This is a genomic window from Marinomonas sp. 5E14-1 (assembly GCF_039939215.1).
Lineage (GTDB): Bacteria > Pseudomonadota > Gammaproteobacteria > Pseudomonadales > Marinomonadaceae > Marinomonas.
The window spans coordinates 79,008-104,704 of the sequence record NZ_JBDXMW010000004.1 but is presented as its reverse complement, the minus strand read 5'-3'; the positions used below and the strand labels follow the sequence as shown (position 1 = coordinate 104,704).

Sequence of the window (25,697 nt, the reverse complement as noted above, 5' to 3'; positions counted from 1 at the left end):
CTGGCTTTCTGCTCCCACATATTATTTTTCCCACAGACGATGAAAGTGATGCACTGGCCCATGACCAGCCCCAATGTGTAATTGGTCTGCGCATTCAATCGCCCGATGCAGGTAAGTGTGAGATTGCTTAACCGCTTCAGTCATCGTTGCACCTTTGGCTAGCCAAGCCGCAATGCTGGAAGAATAAGTACAGCCTGTTCCGTGGGTATTTTGAGTTTTGATTCGTGGGGCATGAAGTGTAATTGGTTCTAGATTTTCTCCCACCAACACATCACGACAGATGTCACTTTCACCGTGCCCGCCTTTCAACAAAACATGCTTTGCACCAAGTTTGAGTAAGTCAAAAGCGAGGGAACTGAGTTGGCTGTCATCGAAGGAGCTTTGAGGAGATAAACCTAATAAGACTTTGGCTTCTGGGTAATTTGGCGTGAGTAAATCCACTCGTGGAATCAGTTCGGATTTCAGTGCATGAACGGCTTCTTCCTGCAAAAGTGCATCGCCAGATTTGGCAATCATCACAGGATCTAACACCACCAAGCCATTGAAATTTCGTAAGGCGTTCACCACTGCAATAACCAAATCACTGGAGAACAACATACCGATTTTGATGGACTGAACATTTAGATCATCAAGCACAGCGATAATTTGAGCGGTAACAACATCAATGGGAATAGGATGAACGGCGGTGACCGCTTGCGTGTTTTGCGCTGTGACCGCGGTGATAACGCTTGCGCCATATGCGCCATTGGCTGAAAAAGCTTTTAAATCCGCTTGGATTCCAGCACCACCACAACTATCAGAGCCAGCAATGGTTAACGCAATTGGTGTTGTTTTTAACGCGGTTTTGTCTAAAAGACGAGACATGTATATCACCCAGTTTTATCAGGCGACATAGGAAATGAGTGCACGAAAAAATGCATAAGAAGACTGCATAACATCGCATCCGTTCCCTACGCCGATACTAATCGGATCAGGTTCACCGGGTTAATGAAATTTCATCTCTCAGCCTACTAAAACGAGGCACCCCGACGGACAATTTGCAAACAGCATAAAAGACTTAAATTGACTTTACAAGCCGTCTTTGAAAATTAGCGAAAAAGCTTAACAAGAAGAAAAATCACTTTTTCGATTAGATTTTTCTTTTTAAAAACAATGATTTAAACACTTATCAGCAACACTTTTTAAACATATTTGTTATGGCGTCTTTCACCTCAGAAACATGGGTTAAATTGATGATATGGCTGGCGCCATCCAACATAATGACCTCCACTTCGGCCGACGAGAATATCGCCGATGCTTTAGCGGCATTTTCTGGTCTCACTAAACCATCATGACTTCCTTGTAGAACAGAAATAGGCATGGAAAGTGCTGAGAATTCGACTTGTAAATCGGCAAGGCTTGGCTGAATCGCTAACACTTCTTTATTAGAATCGACCCAGCTTTTCGGAAAACAAAATTCAGGTAGCCAAGTCATCGCTTTATTAAACCAACGGGCTTCCGATAATTCAGGATCTAAGTCCCCTGCTAACACAATCACACCTTTAACATATTGAGGATAATCCACCGCTAATTTTGGCACTAATGAACCACCTAAGGAGTGTCCAACCAAAAGCACTTTGTGTTGGTTATTGGATTTCCAGATGGCTTCTAACATTGGCCCGATCAGCCGTGACTGCTCACTCAAGGAATAAGGAAATTGGTTTTTATCGTAACCAGATTCGCCCCAGCCCGGTCGATCAATGGCATGAATGGAAAAATCGTTTGTAATGTTATTATTTTCAAAATAACGAGAAAAACTGGCCCAACTCCCTGGGGTGCCATGTACAAACACTACGGTGCTTTTGGCTTGGGTTTGAGTATTGATATTAGGCGAAGAAACGTAATGGAGAGTGTGCTCCGCACATGGAATATGATGGTGAGTAATCAGACTTTTATCATGATTGATACGCGCCAAAATGGTCTTATTCTTTTTTATTTCATATTGACGTGTGCCACCGAATAAAAACGCCATAAGAGTTCCTTTAATTAAACGATTTCAAAGGTGTTCGATTAAGCTTATGGGCAAAAGTTCAGCCGATAGTACTTTTTGTTAATTCGCCCAAAAAATCATTGTATTTTTCAAGTAACGATTGCTCTTGAAAAGAACTCACATCGACGCATGATGGCGTCATTTTCTGATGTTTTTCTATCAAATCAACAACAGATCGCGCTTCTTCATCCACATTATCTAAGTGACTTTCATAAAGAAAAGCATCACCGAACAGCTCTGGATAGACCTGCCTATTTGGCAAAACAGGAATGCAACCTAAAGCAACGGCTTCCAACACAGACAAGCCTTGAAATTCATGTAATGCGGTAGACAACACCATGTCGGAAGACGCTAGAATATCTAGGTAATCTTGTCTTGATTCAGCAAAACCGAATTGACTTATTCGATGAGAGAAACGCTGTTTGATCTGTTCAAATTCTTTCGGAATCGAGCGGAATTGTTCACCTAGAATTGCAATATCATACTCTATCTGACGTGCTTCCATTTCTTCTAAAATGGCTAATAAACGCTCCGGCCCTTTGTCATATTCCCAGCGAGCAGACCAAACCAGTTTCAGTTTTCCTTCATGGTTTCCATCACTTTCAATACATTTATTGCCCATTTTTAAAATATCATTCGACAGTGGAACCGCTAACACCTCAGATGCCTCTTCTGTCTTATCTAACCAATCTGGTGACACGTAATCAGGAAGTTTTTTCAATAAAGCTCGCGCCCCTTGGAAAAAAGAACGGCGGTTAAATTGGCTGTTGAATACACACAAATCAGCCGATAATGCACTGTATAAAGTCACCATTTGCATTTCAATAATGCCTTGCTGCTGGCTATTTTTAGGGTAAGAAAACTGGTTTTCGTGGAAATACAGCAACCAAGGAATGTTTTGTAAATCAGGGCAAAAGGCTTTCAGTCCGGCACAATCTGTCATGGACGTAGCGATCACCAGATCGAATGGTTTTTCTAAAGTTTCTTTAAAGCTGGAGTCAAAGGCAAAGCTCATCGCATTGCCTCGTATGCGCCAAGCAAAGTGCCGCGCTGGCAAGGCTAAATAGTCCCAATCATGCTGACCTAAGCCAGACATTAAAGTGTTAGCCCAAGCTTTATGACTGCTGGCTTCATAGGCACTGAGCAATAAAATGCGCATACTGCGGATCTCTTCTTTTTAATTCAATATTTGTCACAACTTGAAGGGTCGAATATTATGATAAAAAATAACCTTCTCTTTAAGGAATTCCATGATCATTCAACACCACGACGAAGATATTAACACGCCAACAGGCACAATGCGTTGCACGGTTTATCGTCCGCAAGTCGAAGGCCGCTTTCCATGTGTCTTCTTTTACTCTGAAATTTTCCAACAAACCGCACCTATTGCTCGTTCTGCCATGATGATGGCTGGCCATGGTTTTGTGGTGATTGTTCCTGAAGTCTTCCATGAACTAAACCCCATTGGCACTGTGCTGGCGTACGATGATGAAGGTAAAGACAAAGGCAACAATGACAAATTTACCAAACCTTTGGAATCTCATGATAGCGATACTGTTGCTATGATCGAGCATTTTGAAAAAGCCGACTACTGTACAGGACAGTTTAGTTCTATGGGCGTGTGTTTGGGTGGGCACTTGGCTTATCGTGCTGCGTTAAACCCTCGTATTCAAGCCGCTTTCTGTTTGTATGCGACAGACATTCATTCGAATACCATTCCTTGTCAGGAAGGAAACGACTCCTTCACTCGTACAAATGAGATTCAAGGAGAGTTAGTCATGGTGTGGGGGAAACAAGACCCTCATGTACCCACAGAAGGTCGACAAAAGATTTATCAGCAGCTTTTGAGTACGGAACGTTTGTTTAGCTGGCATGAGTTTAACGGACAACATGCGTTTATGCGTGATGAAGGTGATCGTTACGATCCAGCATTGGCTCTTGAGTGTTATTCAAAAGCCGTTGCTTTATTTCAAAAAAATCTACACAGAGCATAAAACTCTTTTGTCGATTCAATTGGGCGAGAGGAAGCTTACTGCTCTCCTCTCCAAATTGGCGTTATCCGACATTCGCCTAACTCACTAGAAATCCACATTTCACTGTCTTGAACCGTCACATTGAGCTGCATAGAACGAGCACACAATTTAGAAAGCTCAATCACTTGAGACTCAGGGAATTGCAAAATACGTAGATTATTAAAACGGCTGGTTTTGCCTTTATTTTGATCCCACCAAATATCGGACTTATCATTGTAATTCACGACTACAACCTGCTGACCACGACCACAGGCCTTTCTTAGGCGCTTTTCATCTGGTTGACCAAGCTCTACCCACAACAATACTTCATCAGAGAAGTTCTTTTGCCATAAATCTGGTTCATCCTCTGTGCTAATGCCTTTGGTAAAACTCAGTTGCTCATCCCCTTCTTTTTCATCGGCTAGTAAAGCAAATGCGGCTAAACGCACCATCATACGTTCTTCTGTTTCTGACGGATGTAATGCCAGAGTCAGGTCATATCCTTGATAATGATGTCGATCCATATCAGAAACTTGTACGGATGCTTTATAGACAGTTGCTTTCGTCGCCATAGGGGTCACTTACTACACTTATAATATTTAAGAAAAGGACAATAAAATTCGCGACGGATTGTACAACAAAACACCTTTTTAAGGTGCTTTATATGGAGATTGTTTTTAAGTATTCCTAGAAAATTATTTGATAGGGGTAGAGCTAAATCAAAAATAAGTTAAGCTGAATAATTACACCTCGTGATCTTGTAATAACTCAATTTCTGTCACTTTCCCTTTTGTAGCAAGCGATATGCGCCTTATATACTTAGCTGGCGCACGTTTGTGTATATGTAACCAATTCCATACATGCGCTTGTTTTACACCTAGCATTTTTGCAAGTGCCGTTTGACTACCAATAATTTCAATTGCTTTCGCAATAGCTGTCATACAGCCCCTCCTAACAACTTTTACTGTATTTGATGACAGTTTTTATTGTTTGTCAAATACAGGAAAAGTTGTAATTATCATTAAATGACTATTGCTAATCGCGTTAAAGAAAAAAGAATCGAACTTGGACTAACTCAAGCACAGTTAGCAAACCTTGTCGGCATTAGCCAACAATCTCTTCAAAAGATTGAAGATGGCAAGACTCAAAATCCTCGTAAAATTGTCGCTCTTTCAAAAGCATTAGAATGTGATGTCGAATGGCTGGAGTCTGGCGAATATACTGAACTCAAAGAGTCAATTCCCCAATACAAGAGCGAGAAAGTAAAACCTCTTCAAGCAAACCGAATTCAAGCTCGACCAGTCATTACACATGGTCAAGCTGCGAATTGGCTTACATTCAATGTTGATACTGAACAAACAAAATGGATGTACACAGAATATAGTGAATCCGATAAATCTTTTTGGTTAAAAGTCGTAGGTGATCACATGACCTCACCTTCTGGGCTCAGTGTTCCAGAAGGCTATTTCATTTTTGTTGAACCGAGTCTTACACCTCAAAACGGTGATTTAATTATCGCGAAAATGCTACAGAGTAATGAGATAACCTTCAAGAAATTCGCATTAGATGCAGATAGAGTGTATTTAAAACCATTAAATCCACTTTATCATGCGATAGAGGCAACAAGAGACATTCAAGTTATAGGTGTTGTTAAAGAAGCTCGAGCTCTTTTCAAAGTGTAAAAGCTTAGAAAGTTTTATTTACTCAGCTTATTTAAGCTGCAATATTACTGCATCAAAATAGACCTTATACATTAAACTCGGTTGACAAAAATACAGCTAAAATTGTATTTTTTAGACACGATAACAACCAAAGGATAGGAATTATGTTAGTCATCACCCGAAGAACAGGGGAAAGCATTAATATTGGAGACGATACGGAAATTACAGTACTAGACGTTAAGGGCAATCAGGTTCGTATAGGTATTAGGGCGCCAAAAAGTGTCGCTGTTCACCGTGAAGAAATTTACCTTCGCATTAAAGAAGATGCAGCAGCGGAATCGTCTTCAACTAAATAAACCATTTAAGTCACCAATTAATAGTGAGGCCAAACAACAGGCCTTTCTATTAACTACTCAATAAAGCGCGCACCGCACGTTCTACAACTCCCCTCTTCCTGACATTTACCCAGATTTAAAAGAGTCTTCCTGTTTGGCTTTAAAGACAAGGGAGGCCACAGTGATAGATTGTAAAATTGCTTACTTTCAATAGCCAATAAAAAAGCCGCTCATATGGAGCGGCTTTTTAAAACACATTGAAATTACAGTGTTAGGCGACGAACATCACTCAACAATGAATTCAAATAAGTCATGAAGCGACCAGCATCACCACCGTTCACTGCTCTATGATCATAAGATAGGCATAGAGGCAACATTGTACGAGGTTCAAATTCTTTGCCATTCCAACGCGGTTCAATATCCGCTTTGGAAACACCTAGAATCCCAACTTCAGGACAATTAACGATTGGCGTAAAGCCTGTACCACCGATTGCACCAAGGCTAGAGATTGTAAAACAACCACCTTGCATATCCGCTGGTTTAAGTTGCTTATCAAGTGCTTTCTTGATCAGCTCACCAGCTTCTTTAGCAATTTGAATAACAGACTTCTTATCTGCATCACGCAATACTGGAACAACAAGGCCTGCAGGAGAATCTACTGCAATACCAATGTGAACGTATTTCTTCTGCACATAGCTTTCACCATCAGCCATCAATGAAACATTGAAGCTTGGATTCGCAACCATTGCTTGAGCAACAGCTTTGATTAGGAATGGAAGTGGCGTTAATTTCACACTTTGTTTTTCCATTTCGCCTTTCAAGCCTTTACGGAAGCTTTCAAGATCAGAAATATCAGCTTTATCAAACTGAGTAACAGAAGGTACTACAAGTGCATTACGTACCATGTTTTCAGCAGTTAAACGCTGAATCTTACTCATTTTAACAACTTCGATGTCACCAAATTTGCTGAAATCTTGATCTGGAACCGTTGGTAATCCAGCACCAACACCACCAGCTGGAGCAGATTCCGCTTTCTTAACAGCTGCTTTCACGTACGCGTGCAAGTCTTCTTTAAGAATACGACCACGAGGTCCAGTAGGACGAACCAATGAAAGATCAACACCTAATTCACGTGCCAACATACGTACAGCAGGACCAGCATGAACCTTTTTAGAAGGTGAAGACAACACAGCAGATTGATCTACTGGTGCGGCCGCTTTAACTGGAGCTGATGCAACAGGTGCACTTGGTGCCGCTGCTGGAGCAGATGCTTTAGGTGCTTCTGCTGGAGCAGATACACCGCCCTCCACTTCAAGCTCAAGAATCAAATCACCTTCAGAAACCGTATCACCTTCTTTAATAGAAAGAGATTTAACAACACCTGATTTAGGTGCTGGAATTTCCATAGACGCTTTGTCTGTTTCAAGAACGATAATAGAATCGCCTTCTGAAACGGTATCGCCAACAGCAACCGCTACCTCAATAACGTCAACGCCTTCAGCGCCACCGATATCAGGCACATTAACCGCTTCAACGCCACCAGATACTGGTGCAGATGCTTCGGCAGCAGGAGCTTGTACGGCCGGTGTCACATCACCAGAAGATTCCGTTATCATCACTAAGACAGCTGAGCCTTCAGAAACAGTATCACCAACTTTAATTTGAATCGTGCCCACTTTGCCTGAAGCAGGAGCAGGAATTTCCATTGATGCTTTATCTGTTTCTAAGACGATTAAAGAGTCACCCTCTTCAATAACATCGCCTTCAGCAACACAAACTTCAATAACTTCAACATCTGTTGAACCGCCAATATCTGGCACATTCACTTGCTGCTCACTAGAAACTGGAGCACTTGCCGCCGCGGCTGGTGCAGCAGGCGCTACGTCAGCTTTCGCTTCAGGTTGAGATCCAGCACCTTCAATTTCAAGAACAAGAATGTCATCACCTTCAGAAAGCTTGTCGCCTTCTTTAATCGAAAGACTAACCACTTTTCCGGCTAGAGGAGATGGAACATCCATAGATGCTTTATCAGTTTCTAAAACAATAATAGATTGGTCAGCGTCAACCATGTCGCCAACATTCACACTGATTTCGATAACTTCGACATCAGTCGCACCGCCAATATCCGGCACTTTAATGATTTCAGTACTCACAGAAATCTCCTTTGTCGTATAGACGCATCAAACTTAAAAACTTATCTGACCTAAGATAATCTCAGGCCAGATGCCTAGCTTGTTTAGGTAATTAGCAAGTTACAGGGTTTGGTTTATTTGGATCCAAACCAAACTTAGCGATAGCTTCGCTAACTACAGATGCATCAACTACACCGTCTTGTACCAATGCACTTAAAGCAGACACAACAACCCAGTAACGATTCACCTCAAAGAAGTGACGTAGTTGAGCACGAGTATCGCTTCGACCAAAACCGTCTGTACCTAGTACGTTATATGTACCTTTAACGAAAGGACGAATCTGATCTGCAAAAAGCTTAACATGGTCAGTAGACGCAATAACTGGACCTTTGCCTTCAAGACAAGATTCAACATACGACTGACGAGGCTGATCTTCTGGATGCAACATATTCCAACGACTTGCATCAAGACCTTCACGACGCAATTCATTGAAAGAAGTAACACTCCAGATATCTGAGTTTACGCCATAATCTTTGTACAGAATCTCTGCAGCCGCTTCTACTTCACGCAAGATAACACCAGAACCAAGCAATTGAACTTGTTTCTTGTTTGTTTTCTTCTCATGAGACTTAAGCTTGTACATACCTTTAAGAATGCCATCTTCAACACCTTCAGGCATATCTTCATGCGTATAGTTTTCATTCATTACTGTTAAGTAATAGAAAACACTTTCTTTATCTTGGTACATACGACGTAAGCCGTCTTGTACGATGACTGCAACTTCATATGAATATGTTGGATCATAAGAAATACAATTTGGAATCGTACCAGCAAGGATGTGTGAATGACCATCTTCATGCTGTAGACCTTCGCCGTTCAGAGTTGTACGACCTGCTGTCGCACCGATCAAGAAACCACGAGCTTGAGAGTCACCTGCTGCCCATGCTAAGTCACCAATACGTTGGAAACCAAACATAGAGTAGTAGATGTAAACAGGAATCATAGGAAGATTGCTGTTGCTGTAAGAAGTTGCTAGTGCCAACCATGAAGAGAACGCACCTGCTTCATTGATACCTTCTTGCAGAATCTGACCATCTTGAGACTCTTTGTAGAACATAACCTGAGTATGATCGTGCGGCGTGTAACGTTGCCCTTCACAGCTATAAATACCTAGCTGACGGAACATACCTTCCATACCGAAAGTACGAGCTTCATCGGCAAGAATTGGTACGACGCGCTCACCAATTTTCTTATCTTTAACCATAACATTCAGTGCACGCACAAATGCCATAGTCGTAGAAATCTCACGGCCTTTCGTGCCTGCAATTTGTGCTTTAAAGGCTTCTAAAGAAGGTACTTCAAGCGCCTCACAATCACGACGGCGAGTTGGGAAATCACCACTTAGCTCTTTACGACGTGAGCGCAGGTATTGCATCTCAGGGCTGTCTTCAGCTGGCTTGTAATAAGGCAGATCTTTCAGCTCTTCATCACTAATAGGAATACCAAACTTATCACGGAATTGAGCCAATGACTCTTCATCCAATTTTTTCGTTTGGTGGGCAGTATTTTGTGCTTCAGCCGCTTTAAACATACCGTAACCTTTGACTGTTTGAGCCAAGATAACAGTAGGTTGACCTGTATGAGATGTCGCTTCAGCGTATGCTGCATATACTTTATGAGGATCATGTCCACCACGGTTCAAGTTCATGATCTCTTCATCAGTCATGTCTTTAACCATCTCTAGCAATTCTGGGTACTTACCAAAGAAGTGTTCACGAGTATAAGCGCCGCCGTTTGCTTTGTAGTTCTGAAGTTCACCATCGCAAACCTCATTCATACGTTTAACAAGCAGACCTTTCGTGTCTTTTTCGAATAATGGATCCCAATGACGGCCCCATAGACACTTCACAACGTTCCAGCCAGCTCCGCGGAAAACGCCTTCCAACTCTTGTACAATCTTCGAGTTACCACGTACAGGGCCATCAAGACGCTGTAAATTACAGTTGATAACGAAAATCAAGTTGTCCAACTTCTCGCGACCAGCAAGAGCAATAGCACCTAAAGATTCCGGCTCATCACACTCACCATCACCTAAGAACGCCCATACTTTACGGTCGCCTTGATCAATTAAGCTACGGTTATGTTGATATCTCATAACGTGTGCTTGGTAAATTGCCTGCAATGGACCTAGGCCCATAGAAACGGTTGGGAACTGCCAGTAATCAGGCATTAACCATGGATGCGGATAAGAAGATAGACCTTTACCATCTACTTCTCGACGGAAGTTATCCATTTGCTCATCAGTCAAACGACCTTCTATATATGAGCGCGCATAGATACCTGGAGAAATATGACCTTGGAAAAATACCATGTCAGCTTCTTGTTTTCCGTCATTACCACGGAAAAAATGATTGAAACCAACATCATAAAGAGTAGCCGCAGACGAGAAACTCGTGATATGGCCACCTAATGTAGAATCAGCACGATTTGCCTTCATTACCATTGCTAAAGCATTCCAGCGAATAATAGAACGAATTTTCCGTTCCATTGCTACATCACCAGGTAATTTCTTCTCATTTTGAGGAGTAATTGTATTGCAATAAGGTGTCGTGATTGTCGATGGTATTGACGTGCCAGCTTGTGAAGCTCCACTAGTCAAACGGTTTAAAATATATTGCGCGCGTTCAGGACCTTCTTCACGAAGGACAGACTCAAGCGCATCAACCCATTCTTTAGTTTCAATTGGATCGATGTCTTCGAGAATATGCTGCTCAGTCATCGTATTAATAACTCCCGCCATTAGAACAGATACTTAACCAACCAAGAACATTATTTGTATTTAATATCTTGGAGGCTACTTAAACGAACCCATTGAAATGCATCTAAAGTTATATGCACTCCAGCCGACATAAGATAAAGCGACACACTATTTCACTTATAATTTAAAGTGTCGTTTTATCTGTTCCAACGGTAATTTTTATTATTTTTATATTCTTCCCATTGCATCGACCACTAGTTTTACTAGTAGGATCGCTTCCTATTTAGGCTTGGTTCATCAAGCCTAAGATTAAGTTTTTATACACAAATAGAGTGTCTATAAGTACATAAAAATTCAAAACTTTTAACTAAAAAAAAGATTAAGTAAAAAGGCGCTTTAGCCTTCTCCACTTCCGCAAAAATTGAATACTCTTATATTTCTAAGAGCTTTTTTTCATTTACGGCTCTTCCAATTTGGACGTAAGGTTAACACCTAATCAACAAATCGCCTAGCCATCTGAGCTAAGAATAAGGGTGAGTGAGTATTTTTCCGCCTTCTTTTTTGACCGGAAACAGCTTAAAACCTGACAAGGTATCTACGGCACAACAGCTCGATTAGAGTGCAGACACTAACATTCACAAAAAAAATCAACCCAATAAGTATTGTGAATAACCGAGCTTCTGTATAATAATACATTAGATTTATATGACTCGATGACATCACAAGAAAGATCGATATCTGTCAGTCAGATGATCGAACATCCGATTAAAAAAGCCATAAACAATGGCGTAAAGTGTATATAAATCAATAAATATAGAAAAAACACCACTGACGTATTGTACATATCAAGCTACAATAACAACTTTAAGATCTGGTCATTTTAGGATAATACATGACTCTTTTGAACGCTCCTCTATTCGAGCATATTCGGTCGCAAGTTGCTTTTGCATTAGAAGAAGATATAGGTTCCGGTGACATTACCGCCCAGCTAATTCCTGATAATGAAGAAATCACAGCGACGATTATTACTCGCGAAGAAGCCATTTTGTGCGGCCAAGCATGGGTTAATGAAGTGTTTTCTCAACTAACAGGCAATGTATCTTTAGATTGGCACAATAAAGATGGAGACCTTATTGAGGTAAACCGTCCATTTTTAACATTAAAAGGTCATGCACGAACTATACTCACAGGCGAAAGAGTTGCATTAAATTTTCTGCAAACACTTTCTTACACTGCGACAGTCACTCATCAATACAACCAAATAGTTTCCAACTCTAACCTCACTATTCTAGACACTCGAAAAACCATGCCAGGCATGAGACAGGCTCAAAAATATGCAGTCACTATCGGCGGGGGAAAAAACCATCGCTTTGGTTTATACGACGCTTTTCTTATTAAAGAAAACCATATTATGGCTGCTGGCTCCATCACAAACGCCGTATCTATGGCGCAGAATATTGCTCCTGGAAAAATTATAGAAGTTGAAACTGAAAATTTAGACGAAGTCGCCCTAGCAGTAAAAGCAGGCGCAAACATCATTATGCTCGATAACTTCTCTTATGATGATATGGCAACCGCAGTCCAAAAATTCAAAGGCCAGGTTAAATTTGAAGCATCGGGCAACATGACAAAAGAGCATCTCTTAAAAGTAGCGGAAACAGGTGTCGACTTTGTTTCTATTGGCGCCTTAACCAAGCACGTTCAGGCAATTGACCTGTCTTTGCGAGTATCTCAGGAAAAATTATGAAAGATAGTATTTTAGTAATCAATTGTGGAAGTTCTTCATTAAAATTTGCCATCTTAGCAAATGCAGGCCAAACTACTATTGTAGAAGGAATTGCAGATCGATTAGGTTCGGCAGGAAGTAGTATTACTTTTAAATATAAAGGGCAAAAGAGTGAAATTTCATTAGCTGACGGCAGCCACAAAAATGCCGTTTCACAAATTAAAGAGTGGCTGAAATCTCACACTGAAATTGAATCATCTTTAGTTGGTATTGGGCATCGCGTGGTCCATGGCGGAGAAACTTTTAGTCAGTCAGTTTTAATCGACAAAAATGTTATTGATGGCATAGAAAAATGCGCCAAATTTGCTCCATTGCATAACCCTGCGCATTTAAAAGGTATAGAAGTTGCCTTTGAGCTTTTTCCAGGCATTCCTCAAACTGCAATTTTTGACACAGCATTCCATCAAACCCTAGACCCAGAACAGTACCTCTACCCTATCCCTATGCAACTGTATCGTGAACATCACTTTAGAAAATATGGATTCCACGGTACAAGTTATCGCTATATTAGCCAGCAATTAGCCACAATAGTTCCTGGTAGTGATGAGCAAGGCGTATTAGTTGCTCACTTAGGCAATGGCGCTAGCGTGTGCGCCATTAACAAAGGAAAGTCATCCGACACAAGTATGGGGATTACACCTTTGGAAGGCCTAATGATGGGCACTCGCTCTGGCAGCTTAGACCCTGGCTTAATCTCTTTAATTCGACAAGCTGAAAATATCAGCGCTCAAGAAGCCTTAGATATTCTCAATAAAGAAAGTGGATTATTGGGTATTTCTGAGCTATCCAACGATTGTCGAACATTAGAAGAAGCTATGAGAAAAGGTGACGAGAAAGCCTTACTTGCTTTAAATATGTTCGCTGCACGGGCAGCAAAACACCTTGCTAGTGTCGCGACAACATTAGACAGTATTGATCACCTAGTCTTTACGGGGGGCATTGGCGAAAACTCAAGCTACTTACGCCAAGTTATTTGCCAGCACCTAAAAGCGCTTAATATCAATATAGACTCGACACTTAATACAGAAGCGCCTCGCGGTGAATCATCTAACATTACGGCTAAGCACAACGATACAAACGTTTGGATTATTCCTACTAATGAAGAGTTAATGATTGCGCTCGATACCATCAACTTAATTCAAGCTTAGTAACGACATTTAAACATAACGGATTTATTAGGATTAAATATGTCAATTAATGTACTTATGACGGTTCCTACTGGACCAGGAGTTGGTTTAACCTCTGTCTCAGTTGGATTGGTTCGTGCACTAGAACAGCAAGGTTTAAAAGCTAGTTTTTTCAAGCCAATTGCCCAGCCTCAACCAGGTGATGAAGGCCCAGATAAATCAACAGCTATGGTTGCTCAAGGCTCAACACTAACGCCAGCAGAACCTATCTCTTTACATGAAGCAGAGCGATATCTCTATAACGATAATATCGACGAACTCATGGAAGAAATTGTTGGCCGATTCCAAGCCAGCGTTGAAGAAGATTCTACCGTTATTGTTGAGGGTTTAGCGCAAATATCAGGGCACCCTTATGCAACCCGACTAAACAAAGCCATCGCTAGAACACTTGATGCAGGGCTTGTGATGGTCACGGCACCAAACAATATGCGAGCAAACGAATTAGAGCACCACGTTGAAATCGCAGCAGGTTCCTATGGTGGCATTAAAGCTGCAGACGTTATTGGTTGTATTTTAAATAAAACACCTCCAGGTTCACTCGGTGTAAAATCATACGGTGACCTTTTCGCACAACGGGGTATTTTTAAGCGTAATTTCAGTCTATTAGGCCAAATACCAGCCACTGAAGAATTAACCTATCCAAGGGTTAAAGATGTCGCGGATTTCCTAAACGCTCGCATAATCAATGCTGGGGATATTGAGACCCGCCGCGTACAGTCATATACATTGTGTGCCCGTGGCGTTGAAAACATGCTAGAAGCATTGTCTCCTGGCGTATTAGTCTTTACGCCTGGTGACCGAACAGACGTTATCATGGCAACAGCTATTGCTGCTTTGAACGACATCAAGATTGCTGCATTAGTTTTAACTGGAAGCTACCAACCAAGCGAAGAGTTAATGTCACTGTGTGGCAAAGCGATGGCAAAAGGCTTACCGATTTTATCTGTTGATTCAAACAGTTGGGAAACGGTTATTAATATGCAGTCTTTCAACCAAGAAATTCCTTTGGACGATAAGGAACGCGTCCTCATGGTTAAAGAACACATTGCTCGCTGTATTGATCATGATTGGATCAACTCATTTGCGATGAATCAAGAGGAAAGAAAACTCTCTCCTCCAGCATTTCGGTATCGCTTAATAGAGTTAGCTCGCTCACTTAATAAACGCATTATCTTACCTGAAGGCGAAGAGATTAGAACCATTCAAGCCGCTTCCATTTGTTCTGAGCGAGGCATAGCTCGCTGTACTTTATTAGGTAATGAAACAGAGATTCTACGTATTGCACAAAACAACGGCATAGAACTGAATCATGGCGTTGAAATTCTGGATCCAAATAGCATTCGTGAGCGTTATGTCGCCCCAATGGTAGAGCTTAGAAAGAACAAGGGATTAACAGACATTGTTGCGCGTGAACAACTTGAAGACAATGTGGTTCTTGGCACAATGATGCTGCAAGTCGGTGATGTTGATGGCTTAGTATCAGGCGCCGTTCACACAACGGCAAACACCATTCGCCCTGCACTACAGTTCATCAAAACGTCACCTGATTCAAGTTTGGTTTCTTCTGTTTTCTTTATGTGCCTACCTGATCAAGTATTGGTTTACGGTGATTGTGCAATCAATCCAGATCCAACAGCTGAACAATTAGCTGAAATCGCTATTCAAAGTGCCGACTCTGCTGCTGCTTTTGGCATTGCACCAAAAGTGGCCATGATCAGTTACAGCACAGGCGGCTCAGGAACAGGTAACGATGTTGATAAAGTGCGTGAAGCAACAGCCATTGCGCAAAATCTTCGTCCTGACTTACTCATTGACGGTCCATTACAGTATGATGCCGCCATCATGGAGAAAGTCGCAAAACAAAAAGCACCTGACAGTAAAGTTGCTGGTAAAGCCACTGTTTTCATCTTCCCTGATTTGAATACTGGTAACACAACATACAAAGCAGTACAGCGAAGCGCTGATGTTGTTAGTATTGGCCCGATGTTGCAAGGCATTCGCAAACCGGTAAATGACTTATCCCGTGGCGCTTTAGTCGATGATATCGTCTATACAATCGCGATTACGGCTATTCAAGCTGGACAGACTCAACACCTATAGGTGCCTGAACCAATGTCCAATACAGGCAAATTTCTTTACCTGTATTGGACATATCATCGAATGCCAATTAGTATTTATTACATAGCTTATCTAAGTTGGTGATTATTATGTCTGGAAGTCTTCCACATTCCATCGCGGTTTCAAGTCACACATTAACCAGTACAACTACGCCAGGTTACACGACGTTTGACTTGCGCTCAGATGAAGACACCAACATAGCCGCTCTAAATGCGCGAAATGCAAAAGCTTCTAGCGATCTCATCGTCACCATATCCGAGGAAGGTCAAGCACTGTCCCAGGATAATAGAAAGAAGCTTGATGAAATCGAAAGTAAGGTACCCAAACAATTGATTGAAGAATTGGAAGAAGAGTTCGATCAGAATGAGCTAATCTACACAACTTTCTCTACTCACAACCAATCTAATAAGATTGATAATGAAGCCAAGCTAACAGGAGGCTCTCTCGATCAAACTGTTTAACCCGCAATAAAACACAAACGAATTGGCAGGATGCCATTAATGAATCTTCAAGGAGTGAAGAATGCAGATCTCTCGTCCCTATTTACGTGGTTTTACCCTCTTAGAACTTATGGTAGTTATTGCCATTATCTCCATTCTAGCTAGTTTATCCGCTCCCACATTTACACGCCAAATTGCCAAAGCTAAACTCATAGAGGCTCAGAACCTCGCCACCCAACACCAATCTCTTGTAGAAGAGTTCATTCTCTTAAACGGGGATTTTCCTACCAATAGCGAATTCGATTTAATAAAAAGCACCTTATCCGAAAACTCTATTGTTAAATCCATCATTGTGGAAAATCAAAGTAATGACACAGGCGACATCAAATTAACATTCAATACCAGCACCGCCATTGCTGAAGGCGAATTTCTTACCTACTCCCGTGATAGCAATAGAAACTGGAGCTGCTCCTCTGACTTAGATAACAACATTCTACCGAACCAGTGTGTAAGTACGTCTGCGGGAGAAGAAGAATGACACTAGAAGAAATCATCTCAAATTCAGTCAACGAAAAAGCCACAGACATACACATTGAGCACACTAACTCTGGCATACAAATCCACCAGCGCTGTTATGGTCAATTAAATAAAGTCGCCGAGCTTCTGCCAAACAGCAGCCTAATCAACCGCATAAAAATACGCGCAAATTTAGATTTATCTGAAACTAGAAGAACCCAAGAAGGACAATTTCTTTTCGAAGAAAGGAATCGCAGCACTTTTATTCGAGTCAGTATCATAGCGACCGTCAAAGGCGAAAAGATCGCCATGCGTTTACTACCTGAGAAAAACCAACTAACACTAAATGAGATTGGCATTCAAACCGCCCTACTTCAAACATTGAACTCTACACTTCAATACCCTAGCGGTCTTATTCTTGTATGTGGCGCAACAGGAGCCGGCAAAAGCACCACTCTATACTCTTGTTTAGAGCAGCTTAATAATGGAAAGCGCACCATTTTTACCATTGAAGACCCGGTCGAATACGAGATTTCTGGGTTATTCCAATGTGAACCAAATCAAGCAATAGGCTTAAATTCTGCAGCATTATTAAAGTCGTTTTTAAGGCAAGATCCTGACGTCATTATGGTGGGCGAAGTCCGTGACGCGGTAACCGCCAATTTAGCCGTGAACGCCGCACTCACTGGGCACCTTGTTTTAGCAACACTTCATACAAACTCAGCATTAGACGCCATACACAGATGCCATGGCTGGAAGGTGGATTTCTTCTCTTTAGCCAGTTCATTGAAATTGATTATTCATCAATCGATGCATTACAAATCAGAGTTCCAGAAACCGATTTTCAATGGCTTGCAGCCTCTATGGAAACAAAACCTACCACTGGATTACAAAAGTCTGATCGAATCTCAAGCACTCTGGCAAGCCTTCTCTCATCAAGATAATGAGGTGAATAATGCCTTGGTATAGCCTCAAAGATCAGCATAACAATGAAGAATATCTCTACAGCCCGTCTGAAAACGAGCTTACTTTTTCGCAGATAAAGAACAGAAAGTGGCATACATCAATCAAAGAATGGAAGCCCAAAAAGCTAGATTATAAAAGCCTACTTATCTTTTATGAGGAAATACAAAGTGCGCTACATTCAGGCTTACAGCTTAACCAAGCCATTTCACACCTCACACAATCATCGACTCACGCAAAAATAGCCAACATTAGCAAAGCATTATATAACGAACTATCAAAAGGAGCTTTATTCAATGAAACCCTTAGCAAACTAACTCTTCCTGCAGCAGCACCATATTGTCAGCTCATTAATTCTCAGGGAACACGTGAGGATTGTGAAGAGAGCTTAGCCGTTTCTATTCTTCAATTGAAAACCTTACTCAGCTGGTCACAAAGGTTGCTCAAATCGATCGCCTACCCTTTTAGCATCATTCAAGTCGCACTTATTATTTTAATGATCAACCGTGCCTTACAAACCAGAAGCCCGACAGAGCAAATGTTCACACTGACCTCAGACCTCATGCTCTACGTATTTTGCAGCGGTTTTCAGCTACTCATCATTCAAAGTTTGTACAAAGGCAATGCCGTCTATTGGTTAGAAAGATTCAGCGGAGATTTCAGGCTCACCAAACTTTTCTCCCTATTAAGCACCACAAGAAAAACAGGGGTTTCATTACAAGATGCTTTAAAAAGCATGCCGGAGTATTTCAAATACGAGCCAATAAGAGTGGAAATATTAGTGGTCTTCTACAAGCTGCGTTTAGGCCAAAACTATACAAATAGTTTCCCGGCACACTGGTTTCCAAAAGAATCTGCGATAGCACTTCACTCAGCAGAACAAGATGGCGACATAGAAAGAGCCTTGACCCTAGCTTCAGCTGCCCATGAAAAACATTGGCAGAAAAGCGTTTCTCTACTGGAAAAAATCATCCCTGCACTTTGCCTTTTTGTTGCAGGAGGATTTGTCGCTTCTGCCCTTGTTGCTTTGTATGCCCCTTTGTTGGAGATACCATAAATGCTTGCATCATTTCTAGAATATGTCTTATATAGCTTATTTTTCTTAAGCCTTGGAAGCTTTTCAGCGGTTTTCAGTGTTCGTTGGCCTGAGAAAGCGTTTCTAAGCTGGCAACAAGAAGCCCATCAGACTTTATCCATTCCTTTTCAAAACGTATTCCTTACAGATGCTACAAAACGCTCCCAATGTCCAGGCTGCAAACACACTCTTGCATGGTTCGACCTCATTCCACTATTAAGCTACTTCCTTCTCAAGCGCCGATGCCGCTATTGCATGCAGAGCATCTCTTATCGCTATCCGGTAATAGAAGCGCTACACCTTATTTGTTGCTTACCTCTCCTATGGATTCATCCTGATACAAAACTATTAATTTTGCATGCATTATTACTCAGCTCATTCATTACGCTTGCTGTCATTGATGCAGAACATAAACTGATTCCAGATGAGTGCTGTGTTGTCATCTTAGCCTGCGCTCTATCTATCAACCTGATCAGTCAAACATTAGAAAGTAGCGTATTAGCACTGCTTATAGGCTATGGCTCTATCTACACTCTGCATTGGGGATATAAAGCAGTACGTGGAACAGATGGTATAGGGTTGGGTGATGTCAAATTGATTGCAGCGATCGGAGCCTGGCTAGGAATATTCGAGCTTGCCCCTATGTTACTTTGTGCAAGTTTAAGCGGAATCCTATACAATGTGATCTTAAATAAAAAAGGCTCAGACTCTGTACCATTTGGGCCATTTTTAATTTTTTCCGCGATACTGGTATTTTATTTATAACCTATGACGAGCATTTCATCTCCTATCATTGGTCTTGCTGGTGGCATTGGATCTGGCAAAAGCACGATCACCAAACATTTCAATCAACTTGGAATTCAAAGTGTTGATGCCGATGATGTTGCTAGACTGATTGTTGAACCAAATACCCACTGCCTTAATAGGATTCACCAACGCTATGGTGATGATATTTTGCTGGAAGACAAGTCTCTAAACCGCCGCGCTTTACGTGACATCATCTTCAATCAGCCACAAGAAAAAACTTGGTTAGAAACCCTTACTCACCCTGCCATTCGTAGCGAGATACAAATTCAGTTAAAAAAAATTTCCTCTCCGTACGGACTGCTCGTTCACCCTCTTCTATTTGAAACAAAGCAAAATAGCTTATGTGAATTTGTTATAGCAATTGACATTCCTGCCGATATACAAATCCAGAGAGTTATGAGCAGGGATAATGTAAACAGGGACAACGCCGAAAAAATTATGGCCACACAGTTAAGTAATGCAGAAAGAATAAAAAGAGCGGATCTAATTTTAGAAAACTCTGGTAGCATTTCGGATATGAATGCTAAAGTTTTAATATTGCACCACAAAATTCTAGAGTCATTACCATGCTAAACAATAATTCTGCAACTTTAGTCAGTTGCCCAACATGCCAAAAGAAAAGCCCATGGACAACTGAAAACAAAGATAGACCTTTTTGCAGTGCAAGATGCAAATTAATCGACCTAGGTGAATGGGCAAGTGAGTCTTACGCTATTCCTCAACAAACATCGGAAGAAGATGAGATTTTTTCTGAAGACTTAATTATTGACCCAAATAAGTCCTTTTTATAATTGCTAAACACGGAATGTAATCCTTTATGGCTGTACAAGATTTTTCCAATAAAAAAGCACTCCTTATAGAAGATATGGCAGAAGCCCGCATAATGCAGCGCAAAATGCTAACCGACTTTGGCTTCAGCTCTATTGATATTGCCATGAAAGCAGAGACAGCCATTGAATTACTCAGAAGCAAATCCTTTGACTTAATATTGTCCGACTACAATCTAGGCAATGGTAAAGACGGTCAGCAATTACTTGAAGAAGTGAGACATTCTAAATTAATTCCAAACACAGCTACTTTCTTAATGGTAACAGCTGAAACGTCCATTGAAATGGTCATGGGCGCTATCGAATTCCAGCCCGACGGCTATATAACAAAGCCTTTTTCACAAGCCATTCTACAGCGTCGTTTAGCAAAATTACTGCAAACAAAAGAACGTATGCTCGATGTAAATATCGCTCTCGATGCGGAAAATTATGAAGACGCCATTGCTGCAGCTACTGCCGCCATGGAAAAATACCCAGCCTTAACGGGGAAATGCGAAAGAATCATTGGTGACTGCCTTTTAGAATTAAAAGACTATGACAAAGCACTCATTTTGTTTAGAAACACCATCAAAGACAGAAAAATGCCTTGGGCTCTATTTGGCAAAGCCAAAACGAATTTCCTAAGAGGTGACTTTGACAAAGCTGAACAAAATTTTCGTCAGCTAATGCTAGATAACCGCTTTTTTGTTAGCGCTTATGATTGGCTCGCCAAAATCCAAATTGCCCAAGGCAAATCAACAGAAGCCCAAGAAACACTTATTGACGCTATAGGCAAATCACCGAAAAGCCTGCTACGTCAAATGGAACTTGGCCGTATCAGTTTACTAGTAAAAGACTATTTAACTGCTGAAATGTCTTATAGAAGAGCAGTTTTCTTAGCAAAGCACTCCTGTTACAACACTGCAGAAGTTTACCTCAATCACTTGGAATCTCTTGCTCGACTTTCAGATGAAGGTCCATTACTTCCACGCCAAAGAGATACTTTCAATAGCACTCTTAAAAAGATACAAGAATCTTTCTCTGATGACCCAGCTGTTAAAGCCAAGGCATATGGTTATGAAATAGATGTTTTCTTAGCAGAAAAAGACACTCAATCCGCAAAAGACATATATGAAACTTGGCTCAATGAAGTAAAGTCTGGCGCTGCCATCAAGCCAACAGAACAACAAATCGTCTTATATTTAGAAGTGTTTGGAAGTGAATAATGAAAAAAATGGATATCAGCACAATCTTAGCGAGCGCAATACACGAGAGCAAAAACCAAGTAGGCACTTTACTTTATCAACTGCAAACTTTGAAAGAAACTTCAGACTTTCAAGGTTCAAACAAAACCAAAATCGTTCAAATTGAAGAGTCTTTAAAAAAACTCAATGATGAATGGGTCGAGTATTTATACCTGTATCGCTTAGTGTCAAATGGATACGATCTACATATAGACACTTTTTTAATGGATGAATTCTTAGACGATCAAGTATTTGCTCTTCAACCTTCCGCAATAGCAAAAAATCTAGAGCTAGATTACATCTGCGACCCAAGCCTCACGGGCGTATTTGATGAGCGATTAATGACTGCTGTGGTGAGCACCGCGGTTTATAACGCATTGCGTTTTGCTAAATCAGAAATTAGTATCACAGCTAAAAAAGAAGACGGCTTTCTTGTTATTGCTATAGAGGATGATGGTAAAGGCTTTCAGGCACATCAAGAACAAGGTGATGTTTTTCATGAAGCGAATACAGGATTAGGACTGTATTTTGCAGAACTTTCTGCAACCGCTCATACAGTCAACCACACATCGGGGTTCATCAAAAAAGACGCCTCTATTTTAGGTGGAGCCAGCTTAAAAGTATATTTACCACAGTTAACATAACCGAGAGGCGAATAACTCTCATAATTTTACCCTTGTAAAAAAGCCCAGACCAATTTGAGCTTTCTTATGTGACGAAAATACTTTCGTTAGATTACTGATTCAGCTCTAACTTGTAGAAAATCGCTTGCGTATAATCACCAGTCTCTACTCAACCAGAAAAACCTTGGTTACACTGATGAGTCTCAGCAAAAGCAATCTCGTCATATCACACTATAATCTGTACAAATCACCTATAAAAAAGGCGCTTTTCAGCGCCCTTCAAAACTCAATAATAAAGCTGATTTTATTTGCGTTCTTTCAAAGCATTGGCTGAAAAAGTCACAAACTCCTCCGCACTCGTTGGGTGAACACCAACAGTGGCGTCGAAGTCCGCTTTTGTCGCACCCGCTTTAATGGCAATACCCAAACCTTGAATGATCTCGCCAGAGTAGTCGCCTACCATGTGAGCACCGATCACTTGATCGTCAGCATTGTTGACCAATAACTTCATCAAGGAGCGTGTTGTTGCGCCACTCAAGGTATGCTTCATAGCACGGAAGTCTGTTTGGTACACACGGAAGTCGATGCCGCGGGCTTCCGCTTCTTGCTCAGATAAACCTACTGTGCCAATCGCTGGTTGACTAAATACCGCTGTTGGAATGTTGTCGTAGTCAAAATCGACTTCTTTTCCATTAAACCAATAATCAATCAAAGCCATGGCCTCTTTGATCGCAACAGGAGTTAATTGGATCTTGTCTGTCACGTCCCCCAATGCGAAGACATTCTTCGCTGTTGTCTGAAAGTTATTATTTATTTTAACCGCGCCGTTTTTACCAAACTCAACACCCGCTTTTTCTAGATCTAATGAAGCAACGTTTGGCACACGACCTGTTGCATATAAAACCAAACCAAAGCTTTCAGAGCTTCCATCTTTAAAATGAACCAGACGTCCACTATTTGGATCATCAGCATCCAATAATTCAATACGCTCAACGTCTGTATTTAATCGAACATCAATACCTGACTTCGCGTATTCTTCACTAGCAAAAGTACGGACATCTTCATCAAAACCGCGTAATAATTGATCGCCACGATACGCTAAAGAAGTATCCACTCCTAAACCATTCAAAATACCCGCAAACTCAACAGCAATGTAACCACCACCAACAACCAAGGCTTTACCCGGTAAAGATTCCAGATAGAACATCTCGTTCGAGCTAACAACCAAATCACTGCCTGGAAACTCTGGAATGAAAGGCTTTGCTCCCACAGCAATCAAAATACGTTCCGCCGTGTAGGCTTTACCACCGACAACAACAGTATGGTCATCAACAAAACTTGCGTAGCCAGAAATCACTTCTACTCCAGCGTTACCAAGCATGCTGCCGTAAATGCCGTTCAAACGTTCGATTTCTTTCGTTTTATTGTCTCTTAATACAGACCAATCAAATTTTTTACCTTCGTTTGACCAACCAAAACCCGCTGCTTCGCCAAAACCATGACCGTATTCAGAAGCATAAACAAACAATTTTTTTGGCACACAACCAATATTCACACAGGTTCCGCCCAAAGCGCTGCCCTCGGCAACCGCTACTTTATAACCTTTTGACGCAGCAACACGGCTGGCACGTACGCCACCCGAACCTGCACCAATAACAAATAAATCGTACTGATAAGCCATTTAAGCTCTCCAATGTTTGCTTATTAAAATTATCCCCTGAGTGTAACAGGGGTTTTTGAAAATGTTAAAAACAATGACTTTATTAGCATGATCAAAAAAACCAACTAATTCTAACGAGTTAATCGCTTTATGAGTTTGTAACATCTAGGTATGATTAAGGAAATTCAACACGGAATGATTCTCATGAAGTTCGTCTCTTTTAATATTAATGGTTTACGTGCTCGACCACATCAAATAGAAGCATTAGTAGAAAAACACTCGCCTGATGTCATTGGCCTACAAGAAATTAAAGTACACGACGATGCCTTTCCCCATGAAATCCCTGAATCCGTTGGTTATCACGCTTATTATTACGGTCAAAAGTCCCATTACGGCGTCGCCATTTTCAGTAAACAAGAAGCGACTAAAGTCGAGTATGGTTTTCCTGGTGATGAAGAAGATGCACAACGCCGTATGATTATTGCCACCTTTGATACACCTAAAGGGCCGGTAAAAGTTCTGAATGGTTATTTCCCACAAGGTGAAAGTCGCGATCACGAAACAAAATTCCCAGCAAAGCGAAAATTTTATGCGGATTTAATGGAGTACCTAGCCTCTCATTCACCCGATGAAAAAATCATTGTCATGGGAGACATCAATATTTCTCCGACAGATTTAGATATCGGTATTGGTGAGCCAAACGCAAAACGCTGGTTAAAAACAGGGAAATGCAGTTTCTTACCAGAAGAGAGAGAATGGTTTACAACACTTGTAAATTGGGGGCTAACTGACACTTACCGCACGCTAAATCCAGAGAAAAACGATCGCTTTAGCTGGTTTGATTATCGTTCTAAAGGCTTTGACGATACGCCAAAGCGAGGATTAAGAATCGATGTTATTATGTCTTCAAATGGCTTAACACCTAATCTACAAGATGCAGACGTTGATTATGATTTAAGAGGCTTAGAAAAGCCTTCAGATCATGCACCAATTTGGACAACTTTTGACTTAAATTAAGTCGAGTTTTGAAAAGCTACAGCTGATCAAAAAACAAACAAATATACGTAATGTACGCCTTACTTGATGAGAACAACTATTAACCGTGACTACCCCCAGATTTATCCACAGACAATGTGGATGGTTTGTTTATAGCTTAAAGCCCAATATAAAGCAGCGAAAATTAAAGTGAGCAGAATTATGTTAAACACAACACTCTCAATGGAAGAGATGCTAACACAATCATCAAAAGCCGCTGGCTTCTTAAAAGCCTTGAGCAATGAAAATCGTCTTATAATTTTGTGCTATTTATTAGATAAAGAATTGTCTGTAACAGCATTAAATGAAAAGCTACCTTTAAGCCAATCCGCTCTTTCTCAACACCTTGCAGTGCTGAGAAAAGACGGCTTGGTTAACACCAGACGAGAGTCACAAACTATTTTCTATAGCTTAGGTGATGAGAGAGCTAAGACGTTAATTCAAACATTACATGGATTGTTCTGCCCGTCGCTATAAATCTCAACAACTTTCCAATCAAAGCGATATAAA

Annotated in this window: 25 protein-coding genes and 1 riboswitch; of the genes, 17 read left to right on the top strand and 8 right to left on the bottom strand. The window is 41.1% G+C overall.

Translation table 11 applies throughout. The annotated features are described in order from the left end of the window. Positions 1–21: 21 nt before the first annotated feature. From thiD to ABFY09_RS04810, 3 genes are all read right to left on the bottom strand, one after another. Entirely contained in the window at positions 22–864 is an 843-nt protein-coding gene (gene thiD, locus ABFY09_RS04820) for a bifunctional hydroxymethylpyrimidine kinase/phosphomethylpyrimidine kinase (RefSeq protein WP_347983165.1), read from the bottom strand. 66 nt (positions 865–930) lie between these two features. Continuing rightward, a riboswitch (TPP riboswitch) is annotated at positions 931–1,038 on the bottom strand. Between the two features lie 130 nt (positions 1,039–1,168). Continuing rightward, on the bottom strand, positions 1,169–2,011 hold the full coding sequence (locus ABFY09_RS04815) for an alpha/beta hydrolase (RefSeq protein WP_347983164.1): 843 nt from the start codon (positions 2,009–2,011) through the stop codon (positions 1,169–1,171). Between the two features lie 58 nt (positions 2,012–2,069). Then, on the bottom strand, positions 2,070–3,188 hold the full coding sequence (locus ABFY09_RS04810) for a DUF3524 domain-containing protein (protein ID WP_347983163.1): 1,119 nt from the start codon (positions 3,186–3,188) through the stop codon (positions 2,070–2,072). A gap of 91 nt (positions 3,189–3,279) precedes the next feature. Here ABFY09_RS04810 and ABFY09_RS04805 point away from each other — a divergent pair, with 91 nt between their 5' ends. Then, the gene (locus ABFY09_RS04805) at positions 3,280–4,023 is read left to right on the top strand and encodes a dienelactone hydrolase family protein (RefSeq protein WP_347983162.1); all 744 of its coding nucleotides are present in this window, start codon (positions 3,280–3,282) and stop codon (positions 4,021–4,023) included. 35 nt (positions 4,024–4,058) lie between these two features. Here ABFY09_RS04805 and ABFY09_RS04800 read toward each other — a convergent pair whose 3' ends face one another. Then, positions 4,059–4,613, bottom strand: a complete 555-nt coding sequence (locus tag ABFY09_RS04800; protein ID WP_347983161.1) for a YaeQ family protein — start codon at positions 4,611–4,613, stop codon at positions 4,059–4,061. Positions 4,614–4,784: 171 nt separating this feature from the next. Beyond that, positions 4,785–4,982, bottom strand: a complete 198-nt coding sequence (locus ABFY09_RS04795) for a YdaS family helix-turn-helix protein (RefSeq protein ID WP_347983160.1) — start codon at positions 4,980–4,982, stop codon at positions 4,785–4,787. An 84-nt stretch (positions 4,983–5,066) separates the two neighbouring features. Here ABFY09_RS04795 and ABFY09_RS04790 point away from each other — a divergent pair, with 84 nt between their 5' ends. After that, complete coding sequence (locus ABFY09_RS04790) at positions 5,067–5,723, top strand: S24 family peptidase (protein ID WP_347983159.1); 657 nt, start codon at positions 5,067–5,069, stop codon at positions 5,721–5,723. Positions 5,724–5,866: 143 nt separating this feature from the next. Then, positions 5,867–6,058 carry a carbon storage regulator CsrA gene (csrA, locus tag ABFY09_RS04785; protein WP_347983158.1) on the top strand — a complete coding sequence of 64 codons (192 nt, stop codon included), beginning with the start codon at positions 5,867–5,869 and terminating at the stop codon, positions 6,056–6,058. Between the two features lie 242 nt (positions 6,059–6,300). Here csrA and aceF read toward each other — a convergent pair whose 3' ends face one another. Further along, positions 6,301–8,190: a dihydrolipoyllysine-residue acetyltransferase gene (gene aceF, locus ABFY09_RS04780; protein WP_347983157.1), complete on the bottom strand. Its 1,890-nt coding sequence runs from the start codon at positions 8,188–8,190 to the stop codon at positions 6,301–6,303. A 91-nt stretch (positions 8,191–8,281) separates the two neighbouring features. After that, positions 8,282–10,948, bottom strand: coding sequence for a pyruvate dehydrogenase (acetyl-transferring), homodimeric type (gene aceE / locus ABFY09_RS04775; RefSeq protein WP_347983156.1), 2,667 nt, complete (start codon positions 10,946–10,948; stop codon positions 8,282–8,284). 871 nt (positions 10,949–11,819) lie between these two features. Here aceE and nadC point away from each other — a divergent pair. The 12 genes from nadC to ABFY09_RS04715 all read left to right on the top strand — a co-directional run bounded on the left by nadC (position 11,820) and on the right by ABFY09_RS04715 (position 22,513). Further along, a complete protein-coding gene (gene nadC, locus ABFY09_RS04770) occupies positions 11,820–12,674 on the top strand; it encodes a carboxylating nicotinate-nucleotide diphosphorylase (protein WP_347983155.1) in 855 nt (284 codons plus the stop codon). Then, entirely contained in the window at positions 12,671–13,861 is a 1,191-nt protein-coding gene (locus tag ABFY09_RS04765) for an acetate kinase (protein WP_347983154.1), read from the top strand. Before nadC ends, ABFY09_RS04765 begins: the two co-directional genes overlap by 4 nt. A gap of 39 nt (positions 13,862–13,900) precedes the next feature. Further along, complete coding sequence (gene pta, locus ABFY09_RS04760; protein ID WP_347983153.1) at positions 13,901–16,000, top strand: phosphate acetyltransferase; 2,100 nt, start codon at positions 13,901–13,903, stop codon at positions 15,998–16,000. 107 nt (positions 16,001–16,107) lie between these two features. Next, a complete protein-coding gene (locus tag ABFY09_RS04755) occupies positions 16,108–16,479 on the top strand; it encodes a hypothetical protein (protein WP_347983152.1) in 372 nt (123 codons plus the stop codon). A gap of 61 nt (positions 16,480–16,540) precedes the next feature. Then, a complete protein-coding gene (locus ABFY09_RS04750) occupies positions 16,541–16,996 on the top strand; it encodes a pilin (RefSeq protein ID WP_347983151.1) in 456 nt (151 codons plus the stop codon). Continuing rightward, the gene (locus tag ABFY09_RS04745; protein WP_347983150.1) at positions 16,993–17,943 is read left to right on the top strand and encodes an ATPase, T2SS/T4P/T4SS family; all 951 of its coding nucleotides are present in this window, start codon (positions 16,993–16,995) and stop codon (positions 17,941–17,943) included. Before ABFY09_RS04750 ends, ABFY09_RS04745 begins: the two co-directional genes overlap by 4 nt. Beyond that, a complete protein-coding gene (locus ABFY09_RS04740; protein WP_347983149.1) occupies positions 17,930–18,994 on the top strand; it encodes a type II secretion system F family protein in 1,065 nt (354 codons plus the stop codon). The genes ABFY09_RS04745 and ABFY09_RS04740 overlap by 14 nt, the downstream gene beginning before the upstream one ends. Then, on the top strand, positions 18,995–19,777 hold the full coding sequence (locus ABFY09_RS04735) for an A24 family peptidase (protein ID WP_347983148.1): 783 nt from the start codon (positions 18,995–18,997) through the stop codon (positions 19,775–19,777). A 3-nt stretch (positions 19,778–19,780) separates the two neighbouring features. Next, positions 19,781–20,392, top strand: a complete 612-nt coding sequence (coaE, locus tag ABFY09_RS04730; RefSeq protein ID WP_347983147.1) for a dephospho-CoA kinase — start codon at positions 19,781–19,783, stop codon at positions 20,390–20,392. Then, on the top strand, positions 20,386–20,610 hold the full coding sequence (gene yacG, locus ABFY09_RS04725; RefSeq protein ID WP_347983146.1) for a DNA gyrase inhibitor YacG: 225 nt from the start codon (positions 20,386–20,388) through the stop codon (positions 20,608–20,610). The genes coaE and yacG overlap by 7 nt, the downstream gene beginning before the upstream one ends. 26 nt (positions 20,611–20,636) lie before the next feature. Next, positions 20,637–21,851 carry a response regulator gene (locus ABFY09_RS04720; RefSeq protein ID WP_347983145.1) on the top strand — a complete coding sequence of 405 codons (1,215 nt, stop codon included), beginning with the start codon at positions 20,637–20,639 and terminating at the stop codon, positions 21,849–21,851. Further along, on the top strand, positions 21,851–22,513 hold the full coding sequence (locus ABFY09_RS04715; RefSeq protein ID WP_347983144.1) for a HAMP domain-containing sensor histidine kinase: 663 nt from the start codon (positions 21,851–21,853) through the stop codon (positions 22,511–22,513). The genes ABFY09_RS04720 and ABFY09_RS04715 overlap by 1 nt, the downstream gene beginning before the upstream one ends. Before the next feature lie 283 nt (positions 22,514–22,796). Here ABFY09_RS04715 and gorA read toward each other — a convergent pair whose 3' ends face one another. Then, the gene (gene gorA / locus ABFY09_RS04710; protein ID WP_347983143.1) at positions 22,797–24,173 is read right to left on the bottom strand and encodes a glutathione-disulfide reductase; all 1,377 of its coding nucleotides are present in this window, start codon (positions 24,171–24,173) and stop codon (positions 22,797–22,799) included. A gap of 183 nt (positions 24,174–24,356) precedes the next feature. Between gorA and xthA the strand changes: the two genes are divergently transcribed. Continuing rightward, positions 24,357–25,169 carry an exodeoxyribonuclease III gene (gene xthA / locus ABFY09_RS04705; protein WP_347983142.1) on the top strand — a complete coding sequence of 271 codons (813 nt, stop codon included), beginning with the start codon at positions 24,357–24,359 and terminating at the stop codon, positions 25,167–25,169. Positions 25,170–25,349: 180 nt separating this feature from the next. Then, on the top strand, positions 25,350–25,664 hold the full coding sequence (locus ABFY09_RS04700; protein ID WP_347983141.1) for a metalloregulator ArsR/SmtB family transcription factor: 315 nt from the start codon (positions 25,350–25,352) through the stop codon (positions 25,662–25,664). Positions 25,665–25,697: the final 33 nt, after the last annotated feature.

Excerpts from the sequence above, each read along its gene's own strand:
- ABFY09_RS04735 (WP_347983148.1), top strand. The coding sequence starts at position 18,995 with ATGCTTGCATCATTTCTAGAATATGTCTTATATAGCTTATTTTTCTTA.
- ABFY09_RS04805 (WP_347983162.1), top strand. The coding sequence starts at position 3,280 with ATGATCATTCAACACCACGACGAAGATATTAACACGCCAACAGGCACA.
- ABFY09_RS04740 (WP_347983149.1), top strand. The coding sequence starts at position 17,930 with ATGCCTTGGTATAGCCTCAAAGATCAGCATAACAATGAAGAATATCTC.
- pta (WP_347983153.1), top strand. The coding sequence starts at position 13,901 with ATGTCAATTAATGTACTTATGACGGTTCCTACTGGACCAGGAGTTGGT.
- ABFY09_RS04810 (WP_347983163.1), bottom strand. The coding sequence starts at position 3,188 with ATGCGCATTTTATTGCTCAGTGCCTATGAAGCCAGCAGTCATAAAGCT.
- ABFY09_RS04715 (WP_347983144.1), top strand. The coding sequence starts at position 21,851 with ATGAAAAAAATGGATATCAGCACAATCTTAGCGAGCGCAATACACGAG.
- csrA (WP_347983158.1), top strand. The coding sequence starts at position 5,867 with ATGTTAGTCATCACCCGAAGAACAGGGGAAAGCATTAATATTGGAGAC.
- thiD (WP_347983165.1), bottom strand. The coding sequence starts at position 864 with ATGTCTCGTCTTTTAGACAAAACCGCGTTAAAAACAACACCAATTGCG.
- ABFY09_RS04700 (WP_347983141.1), top strand. The coding sequence starts at position 25,350 with ATGTTAAACACAACACTCTCAATGGAAGAGATGCTAACACAATCATCA.
- xthA (WP_347983142.1), top strand. The coding sequence starts at position 24,357 with ATGAAGTTCGTCTCTTTTAATATTAATGGTTTACGTGCTCGACCACAT.
- ABFY09_RS04795 (WP_347983160.1), bottom strand. The coding sequence starts at position 4,982 with ATGACAGCTATTGCGAAAGCAATTGAAATTATTGGTAGTCAAACGGCA.
- coaE (WP_347983147.1), top strand. The coding sequence starts at position 19,781 with ATGACGAGCATTTCATCTCCTATCATTGGTCTTGCTGGTGGCATTGGA.
- gorA (WP_347983143.1), bottom strand. The coding sequence starts at position 24,173 with ATGGCTTATCAGTACGATTTATTTGTTATTGGTGCAGGTTCGGGTGGC.
- ABFY09_RS04800 (WP_347983161.1), bottom strand. The coding sequence starts at position 4,613 with ATGGCGACGAAAGCAACTGTCTATAAAGCATCCGTACAAGTTTCTGAT.
- yacG (WP_347983146.1), top strand. The coding sequence starts at position 20,386 with ATGCTAAACAATAATTCTGCAACTTTAGTCAGTTGCCCAACATGCCAA.
- ABFY09_RS04815 (WP_347983164.1), bottom strand. The coding sequence starts at position 2,011 with ATGGCGTTTTTATTCGGTGGCACACGTCAATATGAAATAAAAAAGAAT.
- nadC (WP_347983155.1), top strand. The coding sequence starts at position 11,820 with ATGACTCTTTTGAACGCTCCTCTATTCGAGCATATTCGGTCGCAAGTT.
- aceE (WP_347983156.1), bottom strand. The coding sequence starts at position 10,948 with ATGACTGAGCAGCATATTCTCGAAGACATCGATCCAATTGAAACTAAA.
- ABFY09_RS04790 (WP_347983159.1), top strand. The coding sequence starts at position 5,067 with ATGACTATTGCTAATCGCGTTAAAGAAAAAAGAATCGAACTTGGACTA.
- ABFY09_RS04750 (WP_347983151.1), top strand. The coding sequence starts at position 16,541 with ATGCAGATCTCTCGTCCCTATTTACGTGGTTTTACCCTCTTAGAACTT.
- ABFY09_RS04720 (WP_347983145.1), top strand. The coding sequence starts at position 20,637 with ATGGCTGTACAAGATTTTTCCAATAAAAAAGCACTCCTTATAGAAGAT.
- ABFY09_RS04755 (WP_347983152.1), top strand. The coding sequence starts at position 16,108 with ATGTCTGGAAGTCTTCCACATTCCATCGCGGTTTCAAGTCACACATTA.
- ABFY09_RS04765 (WP_347983154.1), top strand. The coding sequence starts at position 12,671 with ATGAAAGATAGTATTTTAGTAATCAATTGTGGAAGTTCTTCATTAAAA.
- ABFY09_RS04745 (WP_347983150.1), top strand. The coding sequence starts at position 16,993 with ATGACACTAGAAGAAATCATCTCAAATTCAGTCAACGAAAAAGCCACA.